18 protein-coding genes are annotated in these 23,145 nt (G+C 50.4%); 13 read left to right on the top strand and 5 right to left on the bottom strand.

Going from position 1 to position 23,145, the window contains the following annotated elements:
• The first annotated feature begins 69 nt into the window (after nt 1–69).
• The 4 genes from NT239_06775 to NT239_06760 all read left to right on the top strand — a co-directional run bounded on the left by NT239_06775 (nt 70) and on the right by NT239_06760 (nt 7,198).
• Nucleotides 70–1,728, top strand: a complete 1,659-nt coding sequence (locus NT239_06775) for a PAS domain-containing sensor histidine kinase (protein XGA72525.1) — start codon at nt 70–72, stop codon at nt 1,726–1,728.
• Nucleotide 1,729: 1 nt separating this feature from the next.
• Entirely contained in the window at nt 1,730–3,298 is a 1,569-nt protein-coding gene (locus NT239_06770) for a DUF3369 domain-containing protein (protein XGA72524.1), read from the top strand.
• Nucleotides 3,299–3,376: 78 nt separating this feature from the next.
• Entirely contained in the window at nt 3,377–4,894 is a 1,518-nt protein-coding gene (gene ilvA, locus NT239_06765; GenBank protein ID XGA72523.1) for a threonine ammonia-lyase, biosynthetic, read from the top strand.
• A gap of 96 nt (nt 4,895–4,990) precedes the next feature.
• On the top strand, nt 4,991–7,198 hold the full coding sequence (locus tag NT239_06760; GenBank protein ID XGA72522.1) for a PAS domain-containing protein: 2,208 nt from the start codon (nt 4,991–4,993) through the stop codon (nt 7,196–7,198).
• Between the two features lie 52 nt (nt 7,199–7,250).
• Here the strand turns inward: NT239_06760 and cysK are convergent, their stop codons facing one another.
• A complete protein-coding gene (gene cysK, locus NT239_06755; protein ID XGA72521.1) occupies nt 7,251–8,180 on the bottom strand; it encodes a cysteine synthase A in 930 nt (309 codons plus the stop codon).
• Between the two features lie 98 nt (nt 8,181–8,278).
• On the opposite strand from cysK, the gene NT239_06750 reads away from it, so the two are divergent.
• From NT239_06750 to NT239_06715, 8 genes are all read left to right on the top strand, one after another.
• Nucleotides 8,279–9,487, top strand: coding sequence for a multifunctional CCA addition/repair protein (locus tag NT239_06750; protein ID XGA72520.1), 1,209 nt, complete (start codon nt 8,279–8,281; stop codon nt 9,485–9,487).
• A gap of 505 nt (nt 9,488–9,992) precedes the next feature.
• Nucleotides 9,993–10,709: a CDP-alcohol phosphatidyltransferase family protein gene (locus tag NT239_06745; GenBank protein ID XGA72519.1), complete on the top strand. Its 717-nt coding sequence runs from the start codon at nt 9,993–9,995 to the stop codon at nt 10,707–10,709.
• Complete coding sequence (locus NT239_06740; GenBank protein ID XGA72518.1) at nt 10,702–11,640, top strand: phosphatidate cytidylyltransferase; 939 nt, start codon at nt 10,702–10,704, stop codon at nt 11,638–11,640. Before NT239_06745 ends, NT239_06740 begins: the two co-directional genes overlap by 8 nt.
• A 21-nt stretch (nt 11,641–11,661) precedes the next feature.
• A complete protein-coding gene (locus tag NT239_06735; GenBank protein ID XGA72517.1) occupies nt 11,662–12,297 on the top strand; it encodes a 1-acyl-sn-glycerol-3-phosphate acyltransferase in 636 nt (211 codons plus the stop codon).
• Nucleotides 12,298–12,303: 6 nt separating this feature from the next.
• On the top strand, nt 12,304–14,100 hold the full coding sequence (locus tag NT239_06730) for a bifunctional alpha/beta hydrolase/class I SAM-dependent methyltransferase (protein ID XGA72516.1): 1,797 nt from the start codon (nt 12,304–12,306) through the stop codon (nt 14,098–14,100).
• A 40-nt stretch (nt 14,101–14,140) separates the two neighbouring features.
• Entirely contained in the window at nt 14,141–14,626 is a 486-nt protein-coding gene (locus tag NT239_06725; GenBank protein XGA72515.1) for a hypothetical protein, read from the top strand.
• 101 nt (nt 14,627–14,727) lie between these two features.
• Nucleotides 14,728–16,068, top strand: coding sequence for a phosphatase PAP2/dual specificity phosphatase family protein (locus NT239_06720; GenBank protein ID XGA72514.1), 1,341 nt, complete (start codon nt 14,728–14,730; stop codon nt 16,066–16,068).
• The gene (locus NT239_06715) at nt 16,068–16,451 is read left to right on the top strand and encodes a hypothetical protein (GenBank protein ID XGA72513.1); all 384 of its coding nucleotides are present in this window, start codon (nt 16,068–16,070) and stop codon (nt 16,449–16,451) included. The genes NT239_06720 and NT239_06715 overlap by 1 nt, the downstream gene beginning before the upstream one ends.
• Here the strand turns inward: NT239_06715 and NT239_06710 are convergent.
• The 4 genes from NT239_06710 to pssA form a co-directional block, all read right to left on the bottom strand.
• Nucleotides 16,436–17,464, bottom strand: coding sequence for a sensor domain-containing diguanylate cyclase (locus tag NT239_06710; GenBank protein XGA72512.1), 1,029 nt, complete (start codon nt 17,462–17,464; stop codon nt 16,436–16,438). The genes NT239_06715 and NT239_06710 overlap by 16 nt on opposite strands.
• A gap of 45 nt (nt 17,465–17,509) precedes the next feature.
• Complete coding sequence (locus NT239_06705; GenBank protein ID XGA72511.1) at nt 17,510–19,018, bottom strand: YiiX/YebB-like N1pC/P60 family cysteine hydrolase; 1,509 nt, start codon at nt 19,016–19,018, stop codon at nt 17,510–17,512.
• A 329-nt stretch (nt 19,019–19,347) separates the two neighbouring features.
• Entirely contained in the window at nt 19,348–21,138 is a 1,791-nt protein-coding gene (locus NT239_06700) for a 2-isopropylmalate synthase (protein XGA72510.1), read from the bottom strand.
• 136 nt (nt 21,139–21,274) lie between these two features.
• Nucleotides 21,275–22,039, bottom strand: coding sequence for a CDP-diacylglycerol--serine O-phosphatidyltransferase (pssA, locus tag NT239_06695; GenBank protein ID XGA72779.1), 765 nt, complete (start codon nt 22,037–22,039; stop codon nt 21,275–21,277).
• A 152-nt stretch (nt 22,040–22,191) separates the two neighbouring features.
• Between pssA and asd the strand changes: the two genes are divergently transcribed.
• Entirely contained in the window at nt 22,192–23,031 is an 840-nt protein-coding gene (asd, locus tag NT239_06690; protein XGA72509.1) for an archaetidylserine decarboxylase, read from the top strand.
• Nucleotides 23,032–23,145 lie beyond the last annotated feature (114 nt).

Raw genomic sequence — 23,145 nt, 5'->3', positions numbered from 1 at the left:
CACGACTGCTGCAAGGTAGAACAATCCTTGTCTATAGTAATTGAGTGACCTAACCATTCTGAGAGTCGTGTGATCGGATTTTTAACTTCACGTCGATGGCTATATCTGTTGGCGTTGCCATTGCTGGCCTTGTTGATCTTTGGCCTGTTCTTGCTGATGGTGAGCAATACCAGCATGGGCGGGCATCGTGCGCATATTTTATTAACCTTGCAATTAGATCTGTTGGGTGTGTTCTTTTTAGGGTTGTTCTTTTTGCTCAGCACACTGATCCCTTTTCTCTATTTTTTGCTGCAATTTCATAAGCAGCAGCAAGCCGCAATCGCAATCTTGCCCGATTTAGTCCACCTACCATCCGACAAACTTCAGCTTTTGAGCCCGAATTTTCTTCCTCTACTGACTTCGTTGCAGCCAATTATGCGGCAGCAAGAAACCGTGATTCGCGAATTGAACGATAAAAATGATTTATTCGCGGATGCACTGGATGAAATCAATGAAATCGGTCTGCAATTGCGCCGCTCTGAGCGGCGGTGGTTGCTAGCATTAAGCGCGACAGGAGATGGCATTTGGGAATGGAAAGCTGATAAAGATATTTGGTATTTTTCCAGCCGCTGGAAAGCCATCTTGGGCTATGGCGATGCGGAATTACCAAACAGTGCCGCAACTTTTGATGGCTTTATTCATCCTGACGATGTCGAACGTGTTAGGCAAGGCTTTGCTCAATTTACTCAGTCCCGTGAGCTTGTTGCTGAACTGATATTTGAAGCAGAATTTAGAATGCGGCATAAAGATGGACATTGGATTATTGTTTTGTCGCGAGCGGTAGCCGATCGTGATCCCGAGGGGGCGATTCTGAGTGTTGTTGGGGCGCAAACGGATATCACGGCCCAACGAAAAGCGATGATTGAGTTGTCTCAGGCCAAAGAAGCCGCTGAAAAAGCAGTGGCCCAGCTACGTGGCACCCAGTTGCAAATGATTGAATCGGAAAAATTGGCGGCACTCGGCGCCTTAGTTGCTGGCGTTGCACATGAGGTCAACACCCCCTTGGGTATTGCCTTGACTGCAGCATCCACATTAAGCGAAGACACGCACAGTGTGTTAGCGCAGATGGATAGTGGTGCGCTAAAGAAAACCGATTTGCAGCATTATTTGGCGGTGGCAAGTGAGGCCAGTCAGCTTATTTTACGCCACTGTAATAATGCCGCCGCCCTGATTCGCAGCTTTAAAAACATCTCGGTAGACCAGACTGCAGAAGTGGTCCGCGACTTTGACTTGGGTTTGTATTTAGATGAAATTCTGCAATCACTCAAGCCTAGTTTAAAGCACACTTGCCATACGATTGAGGTTCATTGCCCTGATGGTGTTTTGGTGCATACCTATCCCAGTGCGTTTACGCAAATTATCAATAATTTACTCAATAATGCGCTGTTGCATGCCTTTGCCGGAATCGAAAAGGGGCACATTCTCATCGAAGTGAAGTTGTTGGATGAATCCGAAATCGAGTTGCGTTTTATGGATAACGGCATCGGCATCGATCCAAGTGTACGAGCAAAAGTGTTTGAGCCGTTCTACACTACAAAACGTGGGCAGGGTGGCAGTGGTTTAGGCATGAGCATTGTTCACAATATTGTTGCCGCCCAGCTCAAAGGACGGATCAGTATTGAGGATACGCCGGGAGGCGGGGCCTGTTTTGTTTTGGTATTTCCCCGCGTCTTAAAGGGAGAAAGATAGGATGAGTATGCTCGACGACGATAACTGGTTAGAAGATGATACGCTGGATGATCAAGCCAGCAAGATCGAGCCTTGGAATGTGCTAGTTGTGGATGATGAGCCAGATATTCATCACGTAACCAAGCTCGCCTTGTCGAATATCGATTTTTTAAAGCGTCCGCTGAATATTATGTCGTGCTTTTCGGGTAAAGAGGCACTTGAGCTTTTAAGTACTCGCCAAGATATCGCCTTAGTTTTACTCGATGTCGTAATGGAAACAGAAGATGCGGGTTTGCTCGTGGCGCGTGAAATACGTGAAACCTTGGACAACCACCATATCCGAATTATTTTACGTACAGGGCAGCCTGGCGTTGCGCCAGAACGCCACGTGATCGAGAACTACGATATCAACGATTACAAAGCGAAAACCGAGCTCACACGGGATAAACTCTATACCTCTGTCCTTGGTACGCTGCGCTCGTATAACGACATCATGCTGATCGAGCATCAACGCCGCCAGCTCGAGGCCAATCGCCGTGGCTTAATCAAAGTGGTGGATGCCTCAACGACGATCTTTCGGATGCAATCGATTCACCAGTTTGCGCAAGGCGTACTGGAGCAGTTGCAATCGCTACTATTTTTTGAGCAAGATGCACTGTATTTGGTTGTTAATGGGGGTATGGCGGCTCTAAGCCATGATAATGAAGTGGTTGTGATGTATGCTACTGGAGGGTATCAGCAGTATTGTGGACGTGCATTGGGGCAAACTGAATTGACTCGGCTACAGCCTTCAATCGATGAAGCGATTGCAAAGCAACATAGTGTTTTTGCGAGCGATCACTTTGTTGGTTTTTTTATTTCACCGCATGGCCCCATTAATTTATTGATTATCGATGGTCCGGTCGAGCTGTCGCATCCTGATGCCAATCTAGTCGATCTTTTCTGTAAAAATGTGTCGATTGCGTATGAAAATTTAATGCTCAATAAAGAGATCGAAGATACGCAGCGCAGTATTATCTACCAGCTGTCGGAAGTCATAGAAAATCGCTCCAAAGACACGGGCAAACACATTCATCGGATGGCCGAGTTTTCCTACGTGCTTGCGCTCGAGCTGGGTTTGGGTGATGAAGAGGCGCAAATTATTCGTGCGGCTAGCCCTTTGCACGATATCGGCAAGGTTGGTATTCCAGACATGGTGTTAAATAAACCGGGCCCGTTGGATGTTGCAGAGCGTGCGGTGATGGATACACATGCGCAGTTAGGTTATGACATGCTGCGTGAGTCCAAGCCCCGCATCTTAAAAATGGCGTCGATTATTGCATATGAACACCACGAAAAATGGGATGGCTCGGGTTATCCGCGTAAATTGAAGGGCGATGAAATTCATATTGCTGGGCGAATTATTGCCTTGGCCGATGTGTATGACGCTTTAACCCATGCGCGCTGCTACAAAGACCCGTGGCCGCGTGATCGGGTATTGGAGACTATTCGTGAACAATCAGGGAAGCATTTTGACCCCGCAGTTGTCGACGCTTTTTTCCGCTGTTTGCCAAAGATCGAAGAAATAAGGCAATCATTAACCGATCATTGAAACAATTTGCGCGGTATTTAAGGTTAAAATGGGTGAATTACGGCGGTAATTCGCCCATTTCTATTTTGGCCAAACACTATGACAAAAGATTATCTTGAACGTACGCTATCTGCCCGTGTTTATGACGTGGCGGTTGAATCTCCGTTGGAATTTGCGCCGAATCTATCGCGTCGAATTGGCAATAATGTCTATTTCAAGCGCGAAGATATGCAGCCCGTATTTTCGTTCAAGATCCGTGGTGCTTATAACCGCATGGTGCAGTTAAGCCGTGCCGAATTAGAGCGGGGCGTTGTCGCGGCGTCAGCTGGGAATCATGCGCAAGGCGTGGCCTTGGCGGCGCAACACCTGAAATGCCGCGCGACTATCGTAATGCCGGCCACCGCGCCGCGCATTAAAGTAGAGGCTGTATCTCGCCGTGGCGCAGAAGTGGTGCTGGTTGGCGAGTCATACTCCGACTGTTATGAGCATGCGGTGAAGTTGGCGGCCGAAACGGGCGCAACTTTTGTCCACCCGTACGACGATCCCGATGTTATTGCTGGCCAAGGTACGGTTGCGATGGAGATTTTGCGTCAGCATCCCGATCCGCTGCATGCGGTGTTTATTCCCGTTGGCGGCGGTGGCTTATTGGCGGGTATGGCGGCGTATATCAAGCGCTTGCGCCCAGATGTGAAAGTGATTGGCGTTGAGCCGACTGATGCCAATGCCATGTATTTGTCGTTGAAATTAGGCGAGCGCATCACCTTGCCACAAGTCGGAATTTTTGCCGATGGCGTGGCGGTCAAACAAGTCGGGGAAGAGACCTTCCGTTTATCTAAAGAATTTGTCGATGACGTGATTTTGGTCGACACCGATGCAATGTGTGCTGCGATTAAAGACGTGTTTGAAGATAATCGCTCGATTCTCGAACCGGCCGGTGCGTTGGCGATTGCGGGGATGAAGGCTTGGGCTGCGCGTGAAGGGGTGCAAGATCAAACGCTGATCGCGATTGCTTCGGGCGCGAATATGAACTTTGATCGTTTGCGTTATGTAGCTGAACAAGCCGAAATGGGTGAGCAGCGCGAAGCGATTATGGCGGTGACGGTGCCAGAAAAACCGGGTAGTTTCCGCAAGTTCTGCAGTCTGATCGGCGCTCGGGCGGTGACTGAGTTTAACTATCGTTATGGATCGAGCGAAAAAGCGCATGTATTTGTGGGCTTATCGATTCAACAGCGCAGCGAAGTGGTCGATCTAATTGGCAAGTTGGCTGATGAAGGTTTGGCTGCGCTCGATTTGACAGACAACGAGATGGCAAAATTACACATTCGCCATTTGGTTGGGGGCCAAGCGCCACAAGCTTTGCATGAGCGCGTGATTCGGTTTGAATTTCCAGAGCGTCCGGGGGCCTTGCTGAATTTCTTGAACGGCATGAGCGATAACTGGAATATTTCGCTTTTTCACTACCGCAATCATGGCGCAGACTATGGTCGTGTTTTGGTTGGTATTCAGGTGCCACCAAGCGATGATGTGCAATTCCAAGATTTCCTGTCGCGCCTAGGTTATCCATACTGGATCGAAACGGAAAACCAAGCCTACCAGTTATTCTTAGGGTCAAATTGAGACACTTCAGCACTGCGCATTCACTTTTAGTTTCATTCGCGGCGAGAGTATGAAAAATAGGGTTGAGTCATCAACCCTGTTTTTTTGGAGTGGGCATTGCAAGTATTTTGGACTTTTTTGCGCCGCTATTTTGTTTTCCTGACGGTTAGCTTGGTTGGTATGGCTGTGATTTGTGCGGGTTTGTTGCTAATTCAGCAACAAATGCGAACGGCTTCGGCTGAGCACCTGCGCGTCATTACGCAAAGCAAAGCAGGGCAATTAGAAGACCGTTTGGTGCAATTGCAAGAAGTGGTGTTGGGACTGCAGGCCGCGCTAACGCTCCACCCGCAGTTAGATCGCGCTGAGTTTTATAATTTATTATTGCAAAGCAATGTGATGTACCGTCAACCCAGCCTCTTGGCGGTTGGTTTGGCGCGCCCCGTTCAATTGGCGGATTTGTCACAGCATATCAATCAAGTCCGAGCAGATAAGCGAGTTGCGCCGCTGGCATTTCAAAATTATACGCCAGGCCCTATCAAAACGGCGCAGCCCTTGTTACTTGAGCATCTTTACCCGATTAATCGGCTTACCGAACCATTGCTTGGCAACAATCTAGCCGAATCCGATTTGCTCAAAGAAGGCCTTAATGCGGCACGTGATAGCGGGCGTTTATTGGTCGGTCCAATATTTAATTTGGAAGTGCAAACGCCTCGCATTTTTTGCCTCTATGCCCCGATTTATCATGATTTACCGGTTGAGCCGACGATTGATGAGCGGCGTACTCATCATGTGGGCACCATCGTGGCCTATGTACGCCTTGATGACATAGTCCGTCCGATGAATCGGATGCACGATCATGAACATTTAGGCTGGCAACTTTATGATCAAGACTACTCACAGGCTAGTGGGAGTGCGAATCATGCTAGCAAGGTGATTCAATCTTCCTCTGTACAAGCTGGCACTATCAATCATCGGTTTTCTACTTTAGTTCACTTGCCCGGTCGACAATGGCGGATCGAGTTTCAAAGTTATGACGAAGTGCTGTCCGTACAGTATCAAGAATGGCTCTCGCTTGCTTTTGGTATGGCCATGTTGGGCTTGCTGTTGCTGGCGGCTTTGATCCAGTTTCTTTACCACTCCCGCCAGTGGGCGCTAGAAATGCTGTTACAGGCAAAAGGTGATGAAAGTGAACGCAATGATCAGGTCCAGTTACTCGCCCAACTCATGCAAGAAAGCCATGATGCACTGGTGATTCGCCAACCCGATGGCAAGATCATTTATGCCAATCAAACGGCACAGCAATGGTTTGCCCCAGAAGACGCCAATTTGGTGGGTCGCTTTGACGTGTTGCTCAGCTCTGCCGAAATAGGCAATCTTGCCCATTCTCTCAATTTTGCAACGCGCTATTCTGCCCCCTCTGGGGTGGCACAGCAATTTGAAGTGTTGCTCCATCCCTTGCGTAATGAGTTGTTACAAACCATCGCCTTGGCGATGCAAGTGCGCGATATTTCGCTTCTTAGCACTGAAAAAGCCCTGTTAGTGGAAAGCAATCGCCGCTTAGAAGAAATGGTTGATTTATCCAGTGACTGGTTTTGGGAGCAAGACGTCGAGGCTCGGTTTACTGTGGTGACCGGTGGTTTCTTTTCGCGCTTCGATATTACGCCGAGTTATTTTATTGGCAAACATCGCTGGGATCTTGGTTCGGGTGGCTTAAGCCCTGAGGAGTGGGATGCCCATCGTGCCGTATTGGCAGCAAGGCAAGCTTATCGGGATTTTGAATACACCGCGCAATTGGGGCGCGAAGCGGTCATTCTTAGTGTTTCGGGTGTTCCTTTCTACAGCGAAGATGGCGAGTTTATGGGTTATCGCGGTATTGGTCGCGATATTACCGGTATTCGCTTGGCACAAAAGGCACTTATTTCCGAACAGCAAAGAGCTCAAGCCACGCTTGAATCCATCGCAGATGGTGTCATTACGACGGATCTATTTGGGCGTGTCGAGTATGTAAATCCAGTAGCCTCATCGCTGATAGGCTGGGATCTGGCTGCGGCAAAGGGGCAAAGTTTAATTGCAATTTATCAATCGGTAGATCGTTACACCCGCTTGCCGTTGCCGGATATAGTGGCGGAGGTGCTTAGCGATGGCGGGCAATACCACGGCGCGCGCCGTAGTGTCTTACTCAATAAATTTGGCTTGAATTTTCAGGTTGAAGAGTGTGCCGCGCGAATACGAGATGAACAGATGCGCACGATTGGTGCCGTTTTGGTCTTTCGCGATATTAGCAATTGGCGCGAGGTTGATGAACGCGTGGATTTTGAAATATAGGGTATAGCCCACCAATTTATTTTACATAAGGGCTGGCGGGCTATACCTGATATTAATCGGCCAAACCTTCAAACAACTTGGTCGACAAATAGCGCTCGCCAAATGATGGGATAATCACCGCGATCAGTTTGCCGGCGTTTTCTGGACGTTTTGCCACTTCAATCGCCGCCCAAGTGGCTGCGCCCGCTGAAATGCCGCACAAAATACCTTCTTGCGTTGCCATCGCGCGTGCAGTCGCAAAGGCATCGTCGTTGCTCACGCGGATTACTTCGTCGTAAATCGCCGTATTGAGTACGCCTGGTACAAAACCAGCGCCAATCCCTTGGATCGGATGTGGGCCTTTGGCGCCGCCGCTCAGCACAGGGCTGGCATCGGGTTCGATCGCAATCGCTTTAAATGATGGTTTTTTTGCCTTCAACACTTCCGCCACGCCAGTAATCGTGCCACCGGTACCAACGCCCGCAACCAAAATATCAATTTGCCCGTCAGTGTCTTCCCATAATTCAACCGCCGTCGTGTTGCGGTGAATTTCTGGGTTGGCTGGGTTTTCAAACTGCTGTGGCATAAAGTAGTTGGCGTGTTCTTCAGTTAGCGCTTTGGCCTTCGCAATCGCGCCGCCCATGCCTTCAGGGCCAGGCGTCAAAATCAGCTCGGCACCGTAGCCACGTAACAGCGCGCGACGTTCTTTCGACATGGTTTCTGGCATGGTTAAAACCAGTTTGTAGCCGCGTGCCGCACATACCATTGCCAAGCCAATGCCAGTGTTGCCAGAAGTCGGTTCAACAATCACCGTATCTGGGCCGATTTTGCCCGCCGCTTCAGCGGCGTCGATCATGCTCACGGCGATACGGTCTTTGACCGAATGCGATGGATTCATGTATTCAAGCTTGGCAACGATGGTCGCGCCGCCGCTATTGAGGCGATTTAAACGCACTAGCGGGGTTTTACCGATCAGTTCCGTGACATTGTTTGCGATTTTCATAACTCATCCTGCAGGTTAAATGAGGGATAATAACGTAGCTCGATTGTAGAACGTTTTTGACGCAGACTTGAAGTAACTCTTAAAACTAAGGATATGGAATGCAGATCTATCGCGTTGGCGGCGCTGTGCGCGACCGTTTGCTCGGTTTACCGGTAAAAGACATCGACTGGGTCGTCGTCGGCGCAACGCCAGAACAAATGCTCGCGCTGGGTTATCAGGCGGTTGGCAAAGATTTTCCGGTGTTTTTGCATCCAAATACCCATCAAGAGTATGCACTGGCACGCACCGAGCGTAAAGACGGTCATGGCTATACTGGCTTTGTTGTTCATGCTAGCCCTGAAGTGACGCTAGAAGAAGATTTACTGCGCCGCGATTTAACGATTAACGCGATGGCGCAGGACGATGACGGCACGATTATCGACCCCTACCACGGCCAAGCCGATTTGGCCGCCAAAGTGCTGCGGCATGTGTCGCCCGCCTTTAGCGAAGACCCGGTGCGGATTCTACGATTGGCGCGCTTTGCCGCGCGGTTTGGCTTTAGCACAGCACCCGATACGATGGCACTGATGCACCAGATGGTCGCCGATGGCGAAGTTGATCATTTAGTGCCCGAGCGAGTGTGGCAAGAAATGGCCAAGGGCTTAATGGAAGACCAGCCCAGCCTGATGTTTGCCGCGCTGCGCGAATCCGGCGCTTTGGCGCGCATCGCGCCCGAGATCGACGCGCTATGGGGTGTGCCGCAACGCGCGGATTACCACCCAGAAGTCGATACCGGCTTGCATACAATGCTGGTGCTGGACTATGCCGCAGCGCAAGGCTGGCCTTTGGCGACGCGTTTTGCCGCGCTGTGTCACGATTTGGGCAAAGCGTTGACGCCGGCCGATGTATTACCGCGCCATATTATGCACGAACAACGCGGCGTGCCTTTGGTGGAGGCGCTGTGTCAGCGTTTGCGTGTGCCAGCCGAATGCCGTGATTTGGCGGTGATGACCTGCCGCGACCACACTTTGGTGCACACTGCGCAGCAATTACGCCCAGAAACAGTATTAAAACTGTTTATCCGCTGCGATGCCTTCCGCCGCCCCGAGCGTTTTAGCCAAATGCTTGATGCCTGTGTGGCAGATGCCAGAGGTCGTTATCAGTTTGAACATTGCGAATATCCACAAGCGAGCTATTTATTGCGCTTGCTAGCCGCTGCCAATGCGGTAAATGCGGGGGAAATCGCTCAGCAATGCGCGGATAAAAAGCTGATACCGCAAGCGGTAGAGCAGGCCAGAATTGCCGCGATAGCGGCTGAGTTAACATGAATGTCGCGTGGCTAGAGTAGCTACGGTTTTGACGTGGATGTGTTTTGTATCACTGCTGTGATCCGCTTTGCTACTAGCAATTGCTTGGCTTCTGCTATGATCGCGTCCAGATTAACTGCTTGGTTTTGTTGGGCTTGCACAATTAAACCAAGCCACTGTTTTTGTAGTAAACCACCGAACTGAAGTCGGAGTAATCTGACTGATATTTGCGCACATCAGGGGCTTCGGCTCTTGATTTTACGAACCGGCCCTTGGGTCGGTTTTTTTTTGTAATTTTTTTGAGTGCGAGTGTGTATTTTTACATTTTCATGGCTTGGCAAATTCACATTGTTTGGACTGTTTCGTGTTTATGTAAAACCATAAAAATGAAATTAGGGTTTGTACTTAATTTTGTTAATTGCATGTTTATAAATAATTATTTGTTATTTTCTTCGTCGCCTGGTTGTGGTTGTTTCATGATTCATCATCGAGGCCATAATGGTTAGCTTGGCTGGCTTACGAATTGATGTTGTTTTCATTACTTTGGAATGTTGGTAATAATAATGACATTCAAATTGAAGCGCGGTTAACTGTGTCGATCTATCAACTTAAAGCATCGTTTCAAAACTTATTGCGCCCCATCGTGAGGAGGCTAGCCTCATGGGGGATTACAGCGAATGCCGTTACCGTCACTGCGATGTTGATCTCGGTGAGTTTGGGCATCTTGTTGTTTGCCTATGCCGCGCTATGGCGGCCAGAAGACGGCGGCTATCGTTTGTGGTTGCTGCTGCCTGTTTGGCTGTTTGTTCGGATGGCGCTCAATGCCATTGATGGCATGTTAGCGCGTGAGCATGGTCAGAAATCCAATCTTGGCGCGATTCTGAATGAAACGGGCGATGTAATTTCGGATGTCGCTCTGATAATTCCCTTCTTCATCTTGGCTTGGCATGTCGACGATGCGATCGCTGTGCCGCTGATCTTTGCGGTGCTCATTTTGGCAATCATCACCGAGTACATCGGCGTACTAGGCCCGATGCTAGGTGCAAGTCGCCGTTATGATGGCCCGCTGGGGAAAAGTGATCGCGCTTTTGTTTTTGGCGCGCTGGGCTTGGCCTACGGCTTAGGCTGGATTCCAACTGGCACTTTTGTGTTAAGTGGGGTGTTTGGCCTTTGTACCGTTTTATTACTGGTCACTTGTGTAAAGCGCGTCAAATCCATTTTGAACGAGGTGAAACATGCCTGAGTTGATCAGTAATATGGCGCCGCAATTGCGCTGGGCTTTACTGGCCGTTTTCGGTTTGTTGCTGATTGCGAGTAGCACAATGGCGGTGTTGGGCGCGCGTTATCCAAGTAAAGATTGGCGCGAGCTTAAAGCGCGGATTAACACTTGGTGGTGGATCGTACTGGTGTTTTCGCTCACGCTGATCGGCCAATTGCAATTGGCGTTGGCAGTGTTTGGCCTGATTAGTTTTCTGGCGTTTAAAGAATACCTCACATTATCAAGTACCCGCCAAGCCGATCATGTGGTGCTGTTCTGGGCTTATCTGGCGATTCCGCTGCAATACTTCTGGATTGGCATTTCGTGGTACGGCATGTTTGTGTTGTTTATTCCGGTGTATATGTTGCTCTTGCTGCCGATGCGGATGGTGTTGATTGGTGAAACCAAAGGCTTCTTAAATTCGGCCTCATCACTGCACTGGGGCTTGATGATTTGCGTGTTTAGCCTGTCGCATCTGGCCGCCTTGCTGACTTTACCCGGCTCGCCGGCAGAGGGTGCTAAGTTGGTGTTTTTCTTGGTCGCTTTAACTCAGGCCAACGATGTGGCGCAGTATTTATGGGGCAAATCCATCGGTCGCCGCAAAGCCAGCCCGACGGTCAGCCCGAATAAAACCTTGGGTGGTTTGCTGGGTGGTATTGCGACTACGACTCTACTAGCTTGGTTAATTGCACCGCACTTAACGCCACTCTCGCCACTGTACGCCGCGTGCGCCGGTTTGCTGATCGGAACGATGGGCTTTATTGGCGATATTGTCATTTCAGCAGTGAAGCGCGATTTAGGCGTTAAAGATTCGGGTACGCTGCTGCCAGGACATGGCGGGATTTTGGATCGGCTCGATTCGCTGACCTATACCGCGCCGCTGTTTTACCACTTCATCCGCTACCTCTATTTCTAATTAATGAATTTGAGGCAGAGCATGTTCAATCTCCGAACCTTATTTGTCCTGCTGATCGCGCGTCCCGTGGTCAGGCTTTGGCTGGGTTTAACGGTGCGCAATGGCGATCGTTTGCCGCACACGGGGCCAGCAATCATCATCGCGAACCACAATAGCCACCTCGATATTCTGACTTTGTATTCGCTGTTTGATCTGAAAGACATTCCGAATGTGCGCCCTGCGGCGGCGGCGGATTACTTCTTGCGCAACAAGGCGATGGCGTGGTTTGCGACCAAGGTGGTTGGGATTATTCCGGTGCAGCGCGGTGGCGCGAAAAAAGGCAGCGATCCACTGGCGGGATGCCGCGAAGCGCTGCAGCAAGGCAAGGTGCTGATTTTGTTTCCCGAGGGCACACGTGGCGAGCCTGAGCAATTGTCCGAAATCAAATCAGGCCTCTGGTATCTGGCGCAGGAATTTCCTGATGCACCGATCGTACCGGTGTATATGCATGGGCTAGGTCGCGCGATGGGGCGCGGGCAGTGGTTACCAATTCCGTTTTTTGTTGATGTCGCAATTGGCCGCGTGTTGCCTTGGCGGCCAGAGCGCCCTTTGTTTAAGGCAGAAATTACCGAGCAGTTTCAATATTTACGCAAGAAAGTCATGCCCACACAGGAGTAATGTTTAATGCGTCAAATCCGTGAATGCCAAGAAAGTCAGTTTTCATCTTTTGATCAACAGTCGATTTTCTACCGCCACTGGCAGCCAGTCGGCGAGGGCGCGGCGCGGCGGGCGATTGTGCTGCTGCACCGCGGGCACGAACACTCTGGCCGTGTGCAGCATATCGTTGACGAATTGGGTTTGAACGACGCGGCTTTTTTTGCTTGGGACGCGCGCGGTCATGGCCGCAATGAGGGGCAACGCGGCTATTCACCGAGTTTAGCCAGCACAGTGCGTGATTTGGATTGCTTTGTGAAACACATCAGCCACACGTATGGTTACGCGATTAACGAGATTATCGTCATCGCGCAAAGCGTCGGTGCTGTGCTGGCCAGTACGTGGGTGCACGATTACGCGCCGAATATTCGCGCGCTGGTGCTGGCGGCGCCCGCGTTTAAAGTGAAGTTGTACGTGCCTGCAGCGCGCACCGGCATCGCGCTAATGCAAAAACTGCGCGGCCAGTTTTTTGTTAATTCCTATGTGAAAGCCAAGTTTTTGAGTCACGATCCCGAACGCATCGCCAGCTATAACAACGATCCGCTGATTACTCGCCCAATTGCCTCGCACATCTTATTGTCATTATACGAAACTGCAGAGCGCATTATTGACGACGCGGGCGCGATTACCGTACCGACACAAGTGCTGATTTCGGGCGCGGATTTTGTTGTGCATCACGGCCCACAGCACGAGTTTTTTGATCGTTTGGGCTCTAGCGTCAAAGAAAAGCACATTCTCGATGGTTTTTACCACGATACCTTGGGTGAGCTGGAGCGTGAAAAAGCGTTTGCGCTGATTCGCAGCTTTATCGCCAAAGTCGATGCAGGGGTATTGCCTGCCGACCTAATCAGCGCTGATCAGCAGGGCTATACCTATAACGAGTATCGCGCTTTGCAGCAGCCTTTAAGTTTGCTGAACCCTAAACGCTGGGAATTCGGCATCACCCGCCGCACGTTGGCGAGCTTGGGTAAATTATCGAGCGGGATTCAATTAGGCTGGAAAACCGGCTTTGATTCGGGTTCGACGCTCGATTACGTGTATCGCAATCAAGCGCAGGGCATTACGCCATTGGGTAAATTGGGCGATCGGGCATATCTCGATTCAGTCGGCTGGCGCGGGATTCGCCAGCGCAAAATTCATTTACAAGAGCTGATTGGCGACGCGGTGCGCAGCCTGCACGCGGCGGGTAAACCGGTGCGGATTGTCGATATTGCCGCAGGGCACGGGCGCTATATTCTCGATGCGATTGACGGTCTGCCGTTTGAATCGGTGCTGCTGCGCGATTACAGCGACATTAACGTTAAAGCGGGGCAAGAGATGATTTTGCAGCGCGGCTTGAGTGATAAAGCGCGCTTTGCGCAGGGCAACGCCTTCGATCGTGATAGTTTGGCAAGTTTGGACCCGAAACCAACCTTGGCCGTGGTGTCGGGCCTTTACGAGTTATTCCCAGAAAACCAAGGCATCCGCGATTCGCTCGCCGGCTTGGCGGCGGCCGTACCGGAAGGCGGCTATCTGGTTTACACCAATCAGCCTTGGCATCCGCAGCTCGAAATGATTGCCCGCACGTTAACCAGCCACAAGGACGGCAAAGCGTGGGTGATGCGCCGCCGCACGCAAGCCGAAATGGATCAATTGGTCGCAGCAGCGGGGTTTGAAAAGATCGAGCAGCGCATCGACGAGTGGGGAATTTTTACCGTTTCGATTGCACAGCGTAAAATCGCGGCAACGGTTGCGAGTTTAGCGACTCACGACACGATTTCAGCCTAATTATTTCGGCTCGCCCAGGCGAGCCAAGCGAAGGATTTTCATGAATCAAAAACACCTGAACGAATTACTCGACATCATCGTCGACGGCAGCTTGGACGCTGAAGACATCAGCGCGATGAGCTTGGAGGTGAGCAAGGCGCACGCCGATGCGGCGGCGTATTTGCAAGCCGATAGCGAATCAAAATACCAAGCCGGCTACCCAATCCCATTGTGGGAATGGGTTTTGCTCGAGCAATTGGAAGGCGATTTGCTGTTTCACGCCAGCCAAGTTGACGCGCTGTACGCGCAAATCGTCGACGCGTTTGGCGACGATGAGCTTGATCTGACGGTCGCTGATTTGGCGGGTTTGGACGACGCGGCTGCGTTGGCCAAGGTGCAAGACGAGCTGGCGCCAACTTATACGCTGGTCGATTTCAGCGTGTCGGTGGCGGCTGAAAAACAGCTGGTGCTGGTGCGCAGCGCCAAGCTCGAGCGTTTCTTTGAGCTGTGTGCCGAATTAGGCATCAAAGCGCAAGCGAGCGTGTAATCGCAGATTTGGTGGCCAATACCCGTTATGGTATTGGCTGCTGATTCAATATCAATATTGTTGCTGGTGCTATACCCCTCTTCAATTTTTGAGTAGGTGAAATGCAGACATTGGCGAAATTCAAAGCACTACCTTGGCGTTCTGCCATCGCTTGGCTCTTACTCGCGGGCCCAGCCTTTTTCCTTTTTTATGGCAACGCCAATCAATACGCGGCCAGCCTGCCGCCCGATCAAGTTGGCAATATCGTCTTCGCGTGGGAGCGCGACTGGATTCCATTTTGGGCGTGGAGCATCGTGCCATATTGGTCGATCGACCTGATGTTCGGTTTTTCACTGCTGCTGTGCGCCAATAAAGACGAAGTGCGCACGCAAGCGCTGCGCTTAATGCTGGCGACGTTGCTGTCGTCGATCTGCTTTGTGTTGTGGCCGCTGCGCTTTGGCTGGGATAAACCAGTGGTCGACGGGGTGTTTGGCGCGATGTTTGCCGCGCTGGGGCAGGTCGATCAGCCATTCAATCAAGCGCCGTCTTTGCATATCAGCCTGTTACTGATTATCTGGCTGCGTTTTGCTGCGTTTATCAAGCAATCCGTTGCGAGAGTCGTGCTGCATAGCTGGTGTGTCTTAATAGGTATATCGGTGCTGACCACATGGCAGCATCACTTCATCGATATACCCACCGGTTTTGCGATGGGCTTATTGGTGTGCTATTTGCTGCCGATGCCTGAGGCTAGTTGGCGACATGCTCAACAGTGGCGCGCTCATTTGAGCGCAGCGCAAAACACGCGCCGCCGTGCGTTGGCGCTGCGCTATGGGTTTGGCGCGGTGCTTTGTTTGACTGCGGCATTTTTGATTCAAGGCTGGGCGTGGCTGCTGGCTTGGCCAGCGGTCGCCTTGGGCATTGTCGCACTGGCTTATGGCTATTTGGGCCCTGTCACCTTGCAAAAGCAGGGCGGGAGCATCAGCTTGGCTGCGCGCTGGCTGCTGGCGCCGTATCAACTGGGTGCGATGCTGAGCCGCCGCTACTTTTTACGCCACACCGAGCAGGCGGTCGAAATTGCTGATGGCGTTTGGTTGGGTGCTATCGATGCGGCGAGTGATACATGCTTTGTGGCTGTGCTCGATTTATGCGCCGAATACCCACGTCAAGCTGCGGAACAAGTGAGCTATATCAATCTGCCGCTGCTCGATTTGCTGCCACCGAATGCGCATGAGGTTGAGCAAGGCGTTGCCGCCATTGAGCAACTGCGCCAGCAAAGCGCTGGGCCAGTTTTAGTGCATTGTGCGTTGGGCTTTTCGCGCAGCGCGACGATGATTGCGGCATGGTTGGTGCAAACAGGGCGGGCGCAATCGCTGGGCGAGGCGGTGGCGTTGATTCGTCGGCATCGGCCTATTCATCTGCAGCCAGAGCACATCGAATTGCTGCTGCAACAGCAAGGAGCGTAATGATGGTGGATTTTACTGCCGATCAACGCCACGCTGCGGTGATGGCTGCACTCCTCAAGAGTATGGTCTGGCTCATCTTGCCGACCTTATTGCATTTGATCTTGGGTGGCAGACCTATTGGCTGGTTGGGGCATATTTCATCGGTTTTAGCGCTACTTCAGCTGTTCTGGGGCTGGCGCTGCATATTTGATGGTTATTTGTTTGAGCAACTGGCCACAGGTAGAACAGATGAACAGAGTTTGGATCAAATGCTGGTATGGTTATTTAAGCGACCTGAGCGATCAAATCAAATGATGCTTGTACGACTGCAGGGGGCGCGGCGCTTAGTTGGGCAATTTGTGCTGCTGACTTTGGCGTATTGGTCGCTTCAATACGCAGCCTGAAGTTGCTCGATTTCGACTGGGCGGGGGAGTAATTTAATCCATTCCAAGCGGTTGCGGCCAGCTTGCTTGGCTTGGTAAAGTAGGTGATCGGCTTCTTGTAGAGACTCTTCGAGTGGCCGATGCAAATGGCGCTCGATCAGCCCGCCGCTGATCGTAATTGCAAAGGTGCTATTCTGCTGCATAAAACGCATCTGACGTACTGCACTTAAGATTTTTTCACCCACCACCACGGCTTGTTCTAAGCCTGTGTCAGGCAGGATGAGCACAAACTCTTCGCCCCCCCAGCGTGCCATTAAATCACTGCTGCGTAATAACTCCACAATTTGGCGTGCAACATTGCGTAGTACTTCATCCCCAACAGCATGGCCATATTGATCGTTGATTAGTTTGAAATGATCAATGTCTAGAAACAGGATAGACATGGGACGATGATGGCGATCTGCCGTGTAAATTGCTTTTTCCGCTTCTACTTCAAATGCCCGCCGATTGTAGAGCCCCGTTAAGGAGTCTTGCGTCGCTAAACGTACAAGTTCACGATTGGCATCTTCGAGTAAGAGGGTGCGTTTTTGGACTAAGGCTTCTAAATCGGTATTGCTTTGTTTGAGTTGGTGCTGGTGATTTTGCAATGAGTGCAATGAGACTAGTAGGGTGGTTACATCGCTTAAAATGGTGAGTATTCTGGCGCTGCCATCAGGCGCTAAAAAGGTTTTAAATGCCGAATGAACTAATAAGGATCGACCATCTCGATGTTGTACGCGCCACTCACTGGGCGCTGATTCATCTTGAGTCAGCGCCATTTGTAGAATATTTGGCTCAAAGGATTTGTCATCGTCGCATAAAATAATGCCAAAAGTTTGGCCGATTAGTTCGGCTCGCGAATAACCAAATAAAGCGCAATAAGCGTCATTGACTTGTAGGTAGCGGCCATTTTCGTCAGCAACAGCAATCCCCGACGGACAAATGTCGAATAGAGCACCTAAGATTTCTGTCGAAATCAAATGGCCTACATCCATGGAGGGCCTGCATTTAGCAATGGTTTGAGTTAATCGTTGCAACATCTATTTGCTCGCAACGATTGTGCTTTGATTACTAATCAATTTAGTCAATTCTGCGCGTAAGTCATCTTTTAGTAAATGCCCGTCACGATAAATGACGACAGGATCCAAAATAGGCTGTTGTTGAATTGCTAATTGAGCAACATTATCGGGGCTAATCGTATAACGGCCGAGTGTTTTGGCTAAGGGCCAAGGTAAATCGGGGAATACTACGTAGGCCAATTCTGAGCAAACAATTCGTTCATGTGTGAGTACATCAAAGTTAAAATCGTATTCTTTGCCAACTTGTTCAATTGCGGTGAGTGCTGCCGATTTTTTATAGGGTATTGGGGTTTCTTTGTTTTGCCTTAATACCAATAAGTCATCGATATCCAAAAAGTGATCGAGCGTGCTGATGGTTACGCCACTGCGTAATGCTTCAACAATCCGCCCACCATTGCGAATTTTTTGCTGGTATTGAGCAGGGATTTGTTCCCAGGCACCGATCGCTTTGAGCTCATCTTCACTGCCAAGCCACACTGCAACATGGCCATAATGGCCTGGAATCATTTTGTCACTCAGGCGAAATGGCGTTTTCTCGAGCAAAATATCCAATGGTTTCAATTGTCTGGCTAAATTTTGTTGCTCGGCACTCGAGAGCGTACTCAATTTGCCATTACGGGTTTTGACCAATCCAATCATATTGCCAAATCCCATACTTACGCCGTAGCTCAAGGTGTTTTGCTGTCGTTGCTCTTGTTGGCCAATATTGCCAAATAGATGCCGCAGTGAACCTGTAATTGAATTTGGATTGGCTTGGCGTAGGCTGACGTACCAAACGGTGCTTTGGCTTAACGCATATAAATCATTTTCAGCACGGCTGGTGTCGCGGCCTTGTGCTCGACGCCAAGCCATTACTTGATCAACAAAACGAGTTGCTTTTGCTAAACGAGCACGGTACTCGGCCGAGTAATAATTATTCGATAATTGGCTGAGTTTTGTTTTGCTATTGACATCGTAAGTGAGTAAATAGCCAATCGTAGGGTTGTCATCATAGGGTTCGATGGCGATTTGAAAGCTGTCCATTAAGACCAGTGCGGCAGCTAAACCTTGCTGAATCTCATAGATTAATGGTGTACCGCTTGCATCAGTAGGATTGATATAGGCATTGAGAATACCCTTATTCAATTGCGGCGGCGCTTGCAGTAAAACTTGATGAGCATTGGTTGGTTTTTCCGTGCTCAATACCAGCTTTAGATTGGTTTGAAATAGCGGAGCCACTTTGGTAGCGTAGGGCAAAATTTGGGAGCGAAGTTCAATGTAGTGCAGAGCCATCTCGCGCATTTGGTTGCTTTGCGCGCGACTGAGTTTTGGGGTGCGTTGCTCGGTAAATTTATTGTTTATCGCAAATTGATATGCTTGCTGGCGCAGTGCAACTAAAGCTGCAACATCTTCGTGGAATTGCTTATTGAACTCTTTGGCGTATAACCAGAGTGGGCACAATAAAGCCAAGGACAGCAATAGTCGTATCATGGTTTCTCCTTATGCTATGCATGATGAGTCCATTTACATTGTATGTAAAGATTTCAATGGTTTAGTGAGGTTTGTAGGTCTAAGGAGGTCTTAACCAATTGGCCTAATCTGCGTGCTAGATACTGATATGCCTGTGTACATCATGCAATGTAAAAAGCCCCGCTACTGAGCGGGGCTTTAATTTTTGCGGTCGGCACCTAAGCGGCAGCTTATTGTAAAAGCGGCATTAAGTTTGAAGCTTCAGGCTTGTGGCCAACGGGAGATCATCCCTTGCTTTGCGGCAAGTCGGGGTAGAACGAGCCGTTCCAAATGTAGCAAAACCAGGAGCATTAAACGGGTTGTGGGTGAACGCGTTGCTCGTTATTGTTAATTTTATTCAGCGCAGAAATATAAGCTTTTGCACTTGCCACGATAATATCGGTATCAGCGCCTTGGCCATTCACAATACGGCCTGCTTTAGCCAGACGAACCGTCACTTCACCTTGGCTATCTGTGCCCGCGGTAATGGCATTCACTGAATACAGTTGCAGCTCTGCGCCGCTGTTAAACAAAGATTCAATCGCTTTAAACGTCGCATCAACCGTACCATCGCCGTTCGCAGTAGCGCGGCGTTCAACTCCGGCTTCGGTAATCACCAGCTCGGCTTGTGGCGTCTCGCCTGTTTCCGAAACTACTTTGAGCGATACCAGTTTGTAGTGTTCTTGTTCAATCGAGATCAGCTCATCTGATACCAGTGCGTGCAGGTCTTCGTCGAAAATCTCGCGTTTTTTATCGGCCAATTCTTTAAAGCGCGCAAAAGCAGCGTTCAGGCCTTCTTCACTGCCAATTTCAATGCCCAATTCCAGCAATTTGGTTTTGAAGGCATTGCGGCCAGATAGTTTGCCCAGCGTCAGGCGGTTGGTGCTCCAACCGACTGATTCTGCGCTCATAATTTCGTAGGTTTCACGGTGTTTCAAAATGCCGTCTTGGTGAATGCCAGATTCATGCGCAAACGCATTTGCGCCAACAATCGCTTTATTCGGTTGTACTGGGTAGCCGGTGATCGTTGAAACCAATTTGCTGGTTGGCACGATTTGCGTCGCGTCGACATTGCATTCCACGCCGAAAATATCGCGGCGGGTACGCGTTGCCATTACGATTTCTTCCATCGCGGCATTGCCTGCACGTTCGCCCAAGCCATTGATCGTACATTCAACTTGGCGCGCCCCGCCCAACACGGCGGCGAGTGAGTTGGCCACCGCCATGCCCAGATCATTGTGGCAATGCGCAGACCAGATCACTTTGTCGCCGCCCGGTGTTTTCGCGATCAGTTCGCGGAAAAACGCTTCGGTTTTTTGTGGTACGGCGTAGCCCACTGTGTCAGGTACGTTCAGTGTTGTTGCACCTGCTTCAATTACGGCACCAAAAATACGAGCGAGGAAATCAATATCCGAGCGCAGTGCGTCTTCGGCTGAGAATTCGATGTCTTTGGTGTATTCGCCTGCAATTTTCACCGCTTTGACTGCTGCCTCAACCACTTGGTCGGGGCTCATGCGCAGCTTGTGTTCCATATGGATTGGGCTGGTGGCGATAAAGGTGTGAATACGGCCGCGTTTGGCGTCTTTAATCGCTTCACCAGCAGCGCGCACATCACGCTCGTTGGCACGAGCGAGCGAACAGACGGTGCTGTTTTCGATAATGCCGGCGATGGTTTTGATTGCGTCAAAGTCGCCCGGGCTGGCAGCGGCAAAGCCCGCTTCAATTACATCAACGCCGAGTTTTTCCAATTGGCGCGCGATGCGGATTTTTTCTTCTTTGGTCATTGACGCGCCAGGCGATTGTTCGCCATCGCGCAGCGTGGTATCAAAAATGACCAGACGGTTGTTCGTGCTCATGGTGTGCTCCTGTGTCGGGGCGGTTTGCGCGCCCGCCATATAGTTTTGGATGTTGAAACTGCGGCCTTGGCTTGTGGCCAATTTGGCCAGTTTGTCCACTTGGGTGAGTGGCAAACTGCCGCGTTCACGCCATTTATAAATCGCTGCGCGGGATACTGGGTCTTCTGGAAACAAGCTATTGAGTTGTTCGGCCAGATTACTTGGTCCACCAAAATCAGCAATTAGACGATCAATGTCTAATGACACAGTGTGCTCCTTTGCGTTGATGAGTTTAGATTAGATATTTTTAGACTTAGTGTCAAATGTTTTTGACGAAAAAATAGCGACCAGGGCAAATTTAGTCGCTATTGTTTGTCGAAACTAGAAATATTGGACTTTTTGTCTAATTTTGGGCTGCTTTGTGTGGTTTTTTGATAAAACGCCACAGCCAATACAGGTAGCCGGACGCCGCGTAACAAATAAAGAAGCTAAACAGCACAAGGGCAGGGCGCGATGCGCCGATCACCAAAACCAGCGTTGCAATCAGTAATGATACAAATGGCACTGTTTTGCGCATGTGCAGCTCTTTAAAGCTCCAGAACGGCACGTTTGACACCATTGTTAGCCCGGCAAATAGGGTGAAAAATAGCGCGGTATACGGTAGCAGCTCAGCAAACATCGCCAAATCTTCGCGATATTCGATATTGATCCACACCAAGCCTGCTACCAAAGCCGCAGCAGCGGGGCTGGGTAGTCCTTGGAAAAAGCGTTTATCCACGACGGCAATATTGGTGTTAAAGCGCGCCAAACGTAGCGCGGCACCTGCGCAGTAAATAAATGCGGCAGCCCAACCGAGTTTGCCAAAGCTCGAGAGTGCCCATGAATACATCACCAAGGCGGGAGCGACACCAAACGACACCATATCGGACAAACTATCAAATTGCGCGCCAAATTCTGATTGGGTGTGCGTTAAACGCGCTACACGGCCATCGAGGCCATCCAAAATCATCGCAGCAAAAATCGCCAGAGCGGCTTGCTCGAAATGGCCATTCATTGCTTGCACAATCGCGTAAAAGCCACCAAATAGCGCGGCTAGGGTAAATAAATTCGGTAATAAATAGATGCCTTGGCGGCGTAGATTCATCGACGGTTTGGTATTGAGCGGCATAATCTCGTCAACGGCTAGATAGGAAGCCTCGATTGTAACTGAGGCTTGCTCGGCTCGACAGTGTTGCACCATAAATCGTCGAGCAATTGCCTGTATAAAGAAGCGAATACGATGCGTTATAATCCGCGCTTTGATTGTTATTGGGGTTGGCTGTGTCTGATCGACTGTTTGTAATGCTGCAACACATCTTGCCCAAGCAGGCACTGACGCAACTCTTTGGCCATTTTGCTGGTAAGCAAGCGGGCTCGATCACGACGTCGGTGATTCGTTGGTTTATTAATAAATACCAAGTCAATATGAATGAGGCCGCCAACCCAGATCCGGCGGCGTATCCGACATTCAATGAGTTTTTCACGCGCGAGCTCAAAGCCGGTGCGCGCCCATTGGCTAATGCCAAGCTGGTGTGCCCCGTTGATGGCGCGATCAGCCAGTTTGGCGCGATTGAAAAAGACCAGATTTTCCAAGCCAAAGGCAAGCATTTCACGACGACGGCTTTGCTCGGCGGCGATGCGGCGCTGGCGCAGCAGTTTGAAAACGGCCAGTTTGCAACGATTTATCTAAGCCCGAAAGACTACCACCGCATCCATATGCCGTGTGACGGCCGTTTAACCGAGATGATTTATGTGCCGGGCGAATTGTTTTCGGTGAACCCAGCCACCGCGCGTGGCGTCGATGCGCTGTTTGCGCGCAATGAGCGCGTGGTGTGCATGTTTGAATCGGAGTTTGGCAATTTCTCGCTGGTGCTGGTCGGGGCAACGATCGTTGGCAGTATGGCAACCGTGTGGCACGGCGTGGTCAATCCACCGCGTAGCAAGTCGGTGTGGCGCAAAGATTACCGCGATCAGGATATTCGTATTGCCAAGGGCGCGGAGATGGGGCGCTTTTTGCTGGGCTCAACCGTGGTCTTGTTGTATCCAAAAGGCGCTCCCGCGTTTAATCCAGCTTGGCAACCTGCCAAGGGCGTTCGCTTGGGCGAGGCAATGAGCTCTTAATCGGGTATGTTTCTTTACGCATCGGTTTTATTTTCTTCTAGCTGAATACATGGTGTATGTATTCAGCTGGCCTGCCGCTAGAGCCTAGTCATTGGCTCGCACGAAGTGATTTTT

Source organism: Chitinibacter sp. SCUT-21, from assembly GCA_041874755.1.
Classification (GTDB): domain Bacteria; phylum Pseudomonadota; class Gammaproteobacteria; order Burkholderiales; family Chitinibacteraceae; genus Chitinibacter.
Note: the sequence above shows the minus strand (reverse complement) of the source record. Positions and strands in the feature narration are given on the sequence as shown.

Excerpts from the sequence above, each read along its gene's own strand:
- NT239_06770 (XGA72524.1), top strand. The coding sequence starts at position 1,730 with ATGAGTATGCTCGACGACGATAACTGGTTAGAAGATGATACGCTGGAT.
- ilvA (XGA72523.1), top strand. The coding sequence starts at position 3,377 with ATGACAAAAGATTATCTTGAACGTACGCTATCTGCCCGTGTTTATGAC.
- cysK (XGA72521.1), bottom strand. The coding sequence starts at position 8,180 with ATGAAAATCGCAAACAATGTCACGGAACTGATCGGTAAAACCCCGCTA.
- NT239_06750 (XGA72520.1), top strand. The coding sequence starts at position 8,279 with ATGCAGATCTATCGCGTTGGCGGCGCTGTGCGCGACCGTTTGCTCGGT.
- NT239_06745 (XGA72519.1), top strand. The coding sequence starts at position 9,993 with ATGTTGTTTTCATTACTTTGGAATGTTGGTAATAATAATGACATTCAA.
- NT239_06740 (XGA72518.1), top strand. The coding sequence starts at position 10,702 with ATGCCTGAGTTGATCAGTAATATGGCGCCGCAATTGCGCTGGGCTTTA.
- NT239_06735 (XGA72517.1), top strand. The coding sequence starts at position 11,662 with ATGTTCAATCTCCGAACCTTATTTGTCCTGCTGATCGCGCGTCCCGTG.
- NT239_06730 (XGA72516.1), top strand. The coding sequence starts at position 12,304 with ATGCGTCAAATCCGTGAATGCCAAGAAAGTCAGTTTTCATCTTTTGAT.
- NT239_06725 (XGA72515.1), top strand. The coding sequence starts at position 14,141 with ATGAATCAAAAACACCTGAACGAATTACTCGACATCATCGTCGACGGC.
- NT239_06720 (XGA72514.1), top strand. The coding sequence starts at position 14,728 with ATGCAGACATTGGCGAAATTCAAAGCACTACCTTGGCGTTCTGCCATC.
- NT239_06715 (XGA72513.1), top strand. The coding sequence starts at position 16,068 with ATGATGGTGGATTTTACTGCCGATCAACGCCACGCTGCGGTGATGGCT.
- NT239_06710 (XGA72512.1), bottom strand. The coding sequence starts at position 17,464 with ATGGATGTAGGCCATTTGATTTCGACAGAAATCTTAGGTGCTCTATTC.
- NT239_06705 (XGA72511.1), bottom strand. The coding sequence starts at position 19,018 with ATGATACGACTATTGCTGTCCTTGGCTTTATTGTGCCCACTCTGGTTA.
- pssA (XGA72779.1), bottom strand. The coding sequence starts at position 22,039 with ATGCCGCTCAATACCAAACCGTCGATGAATCTACGCCGCCAAGGCATC.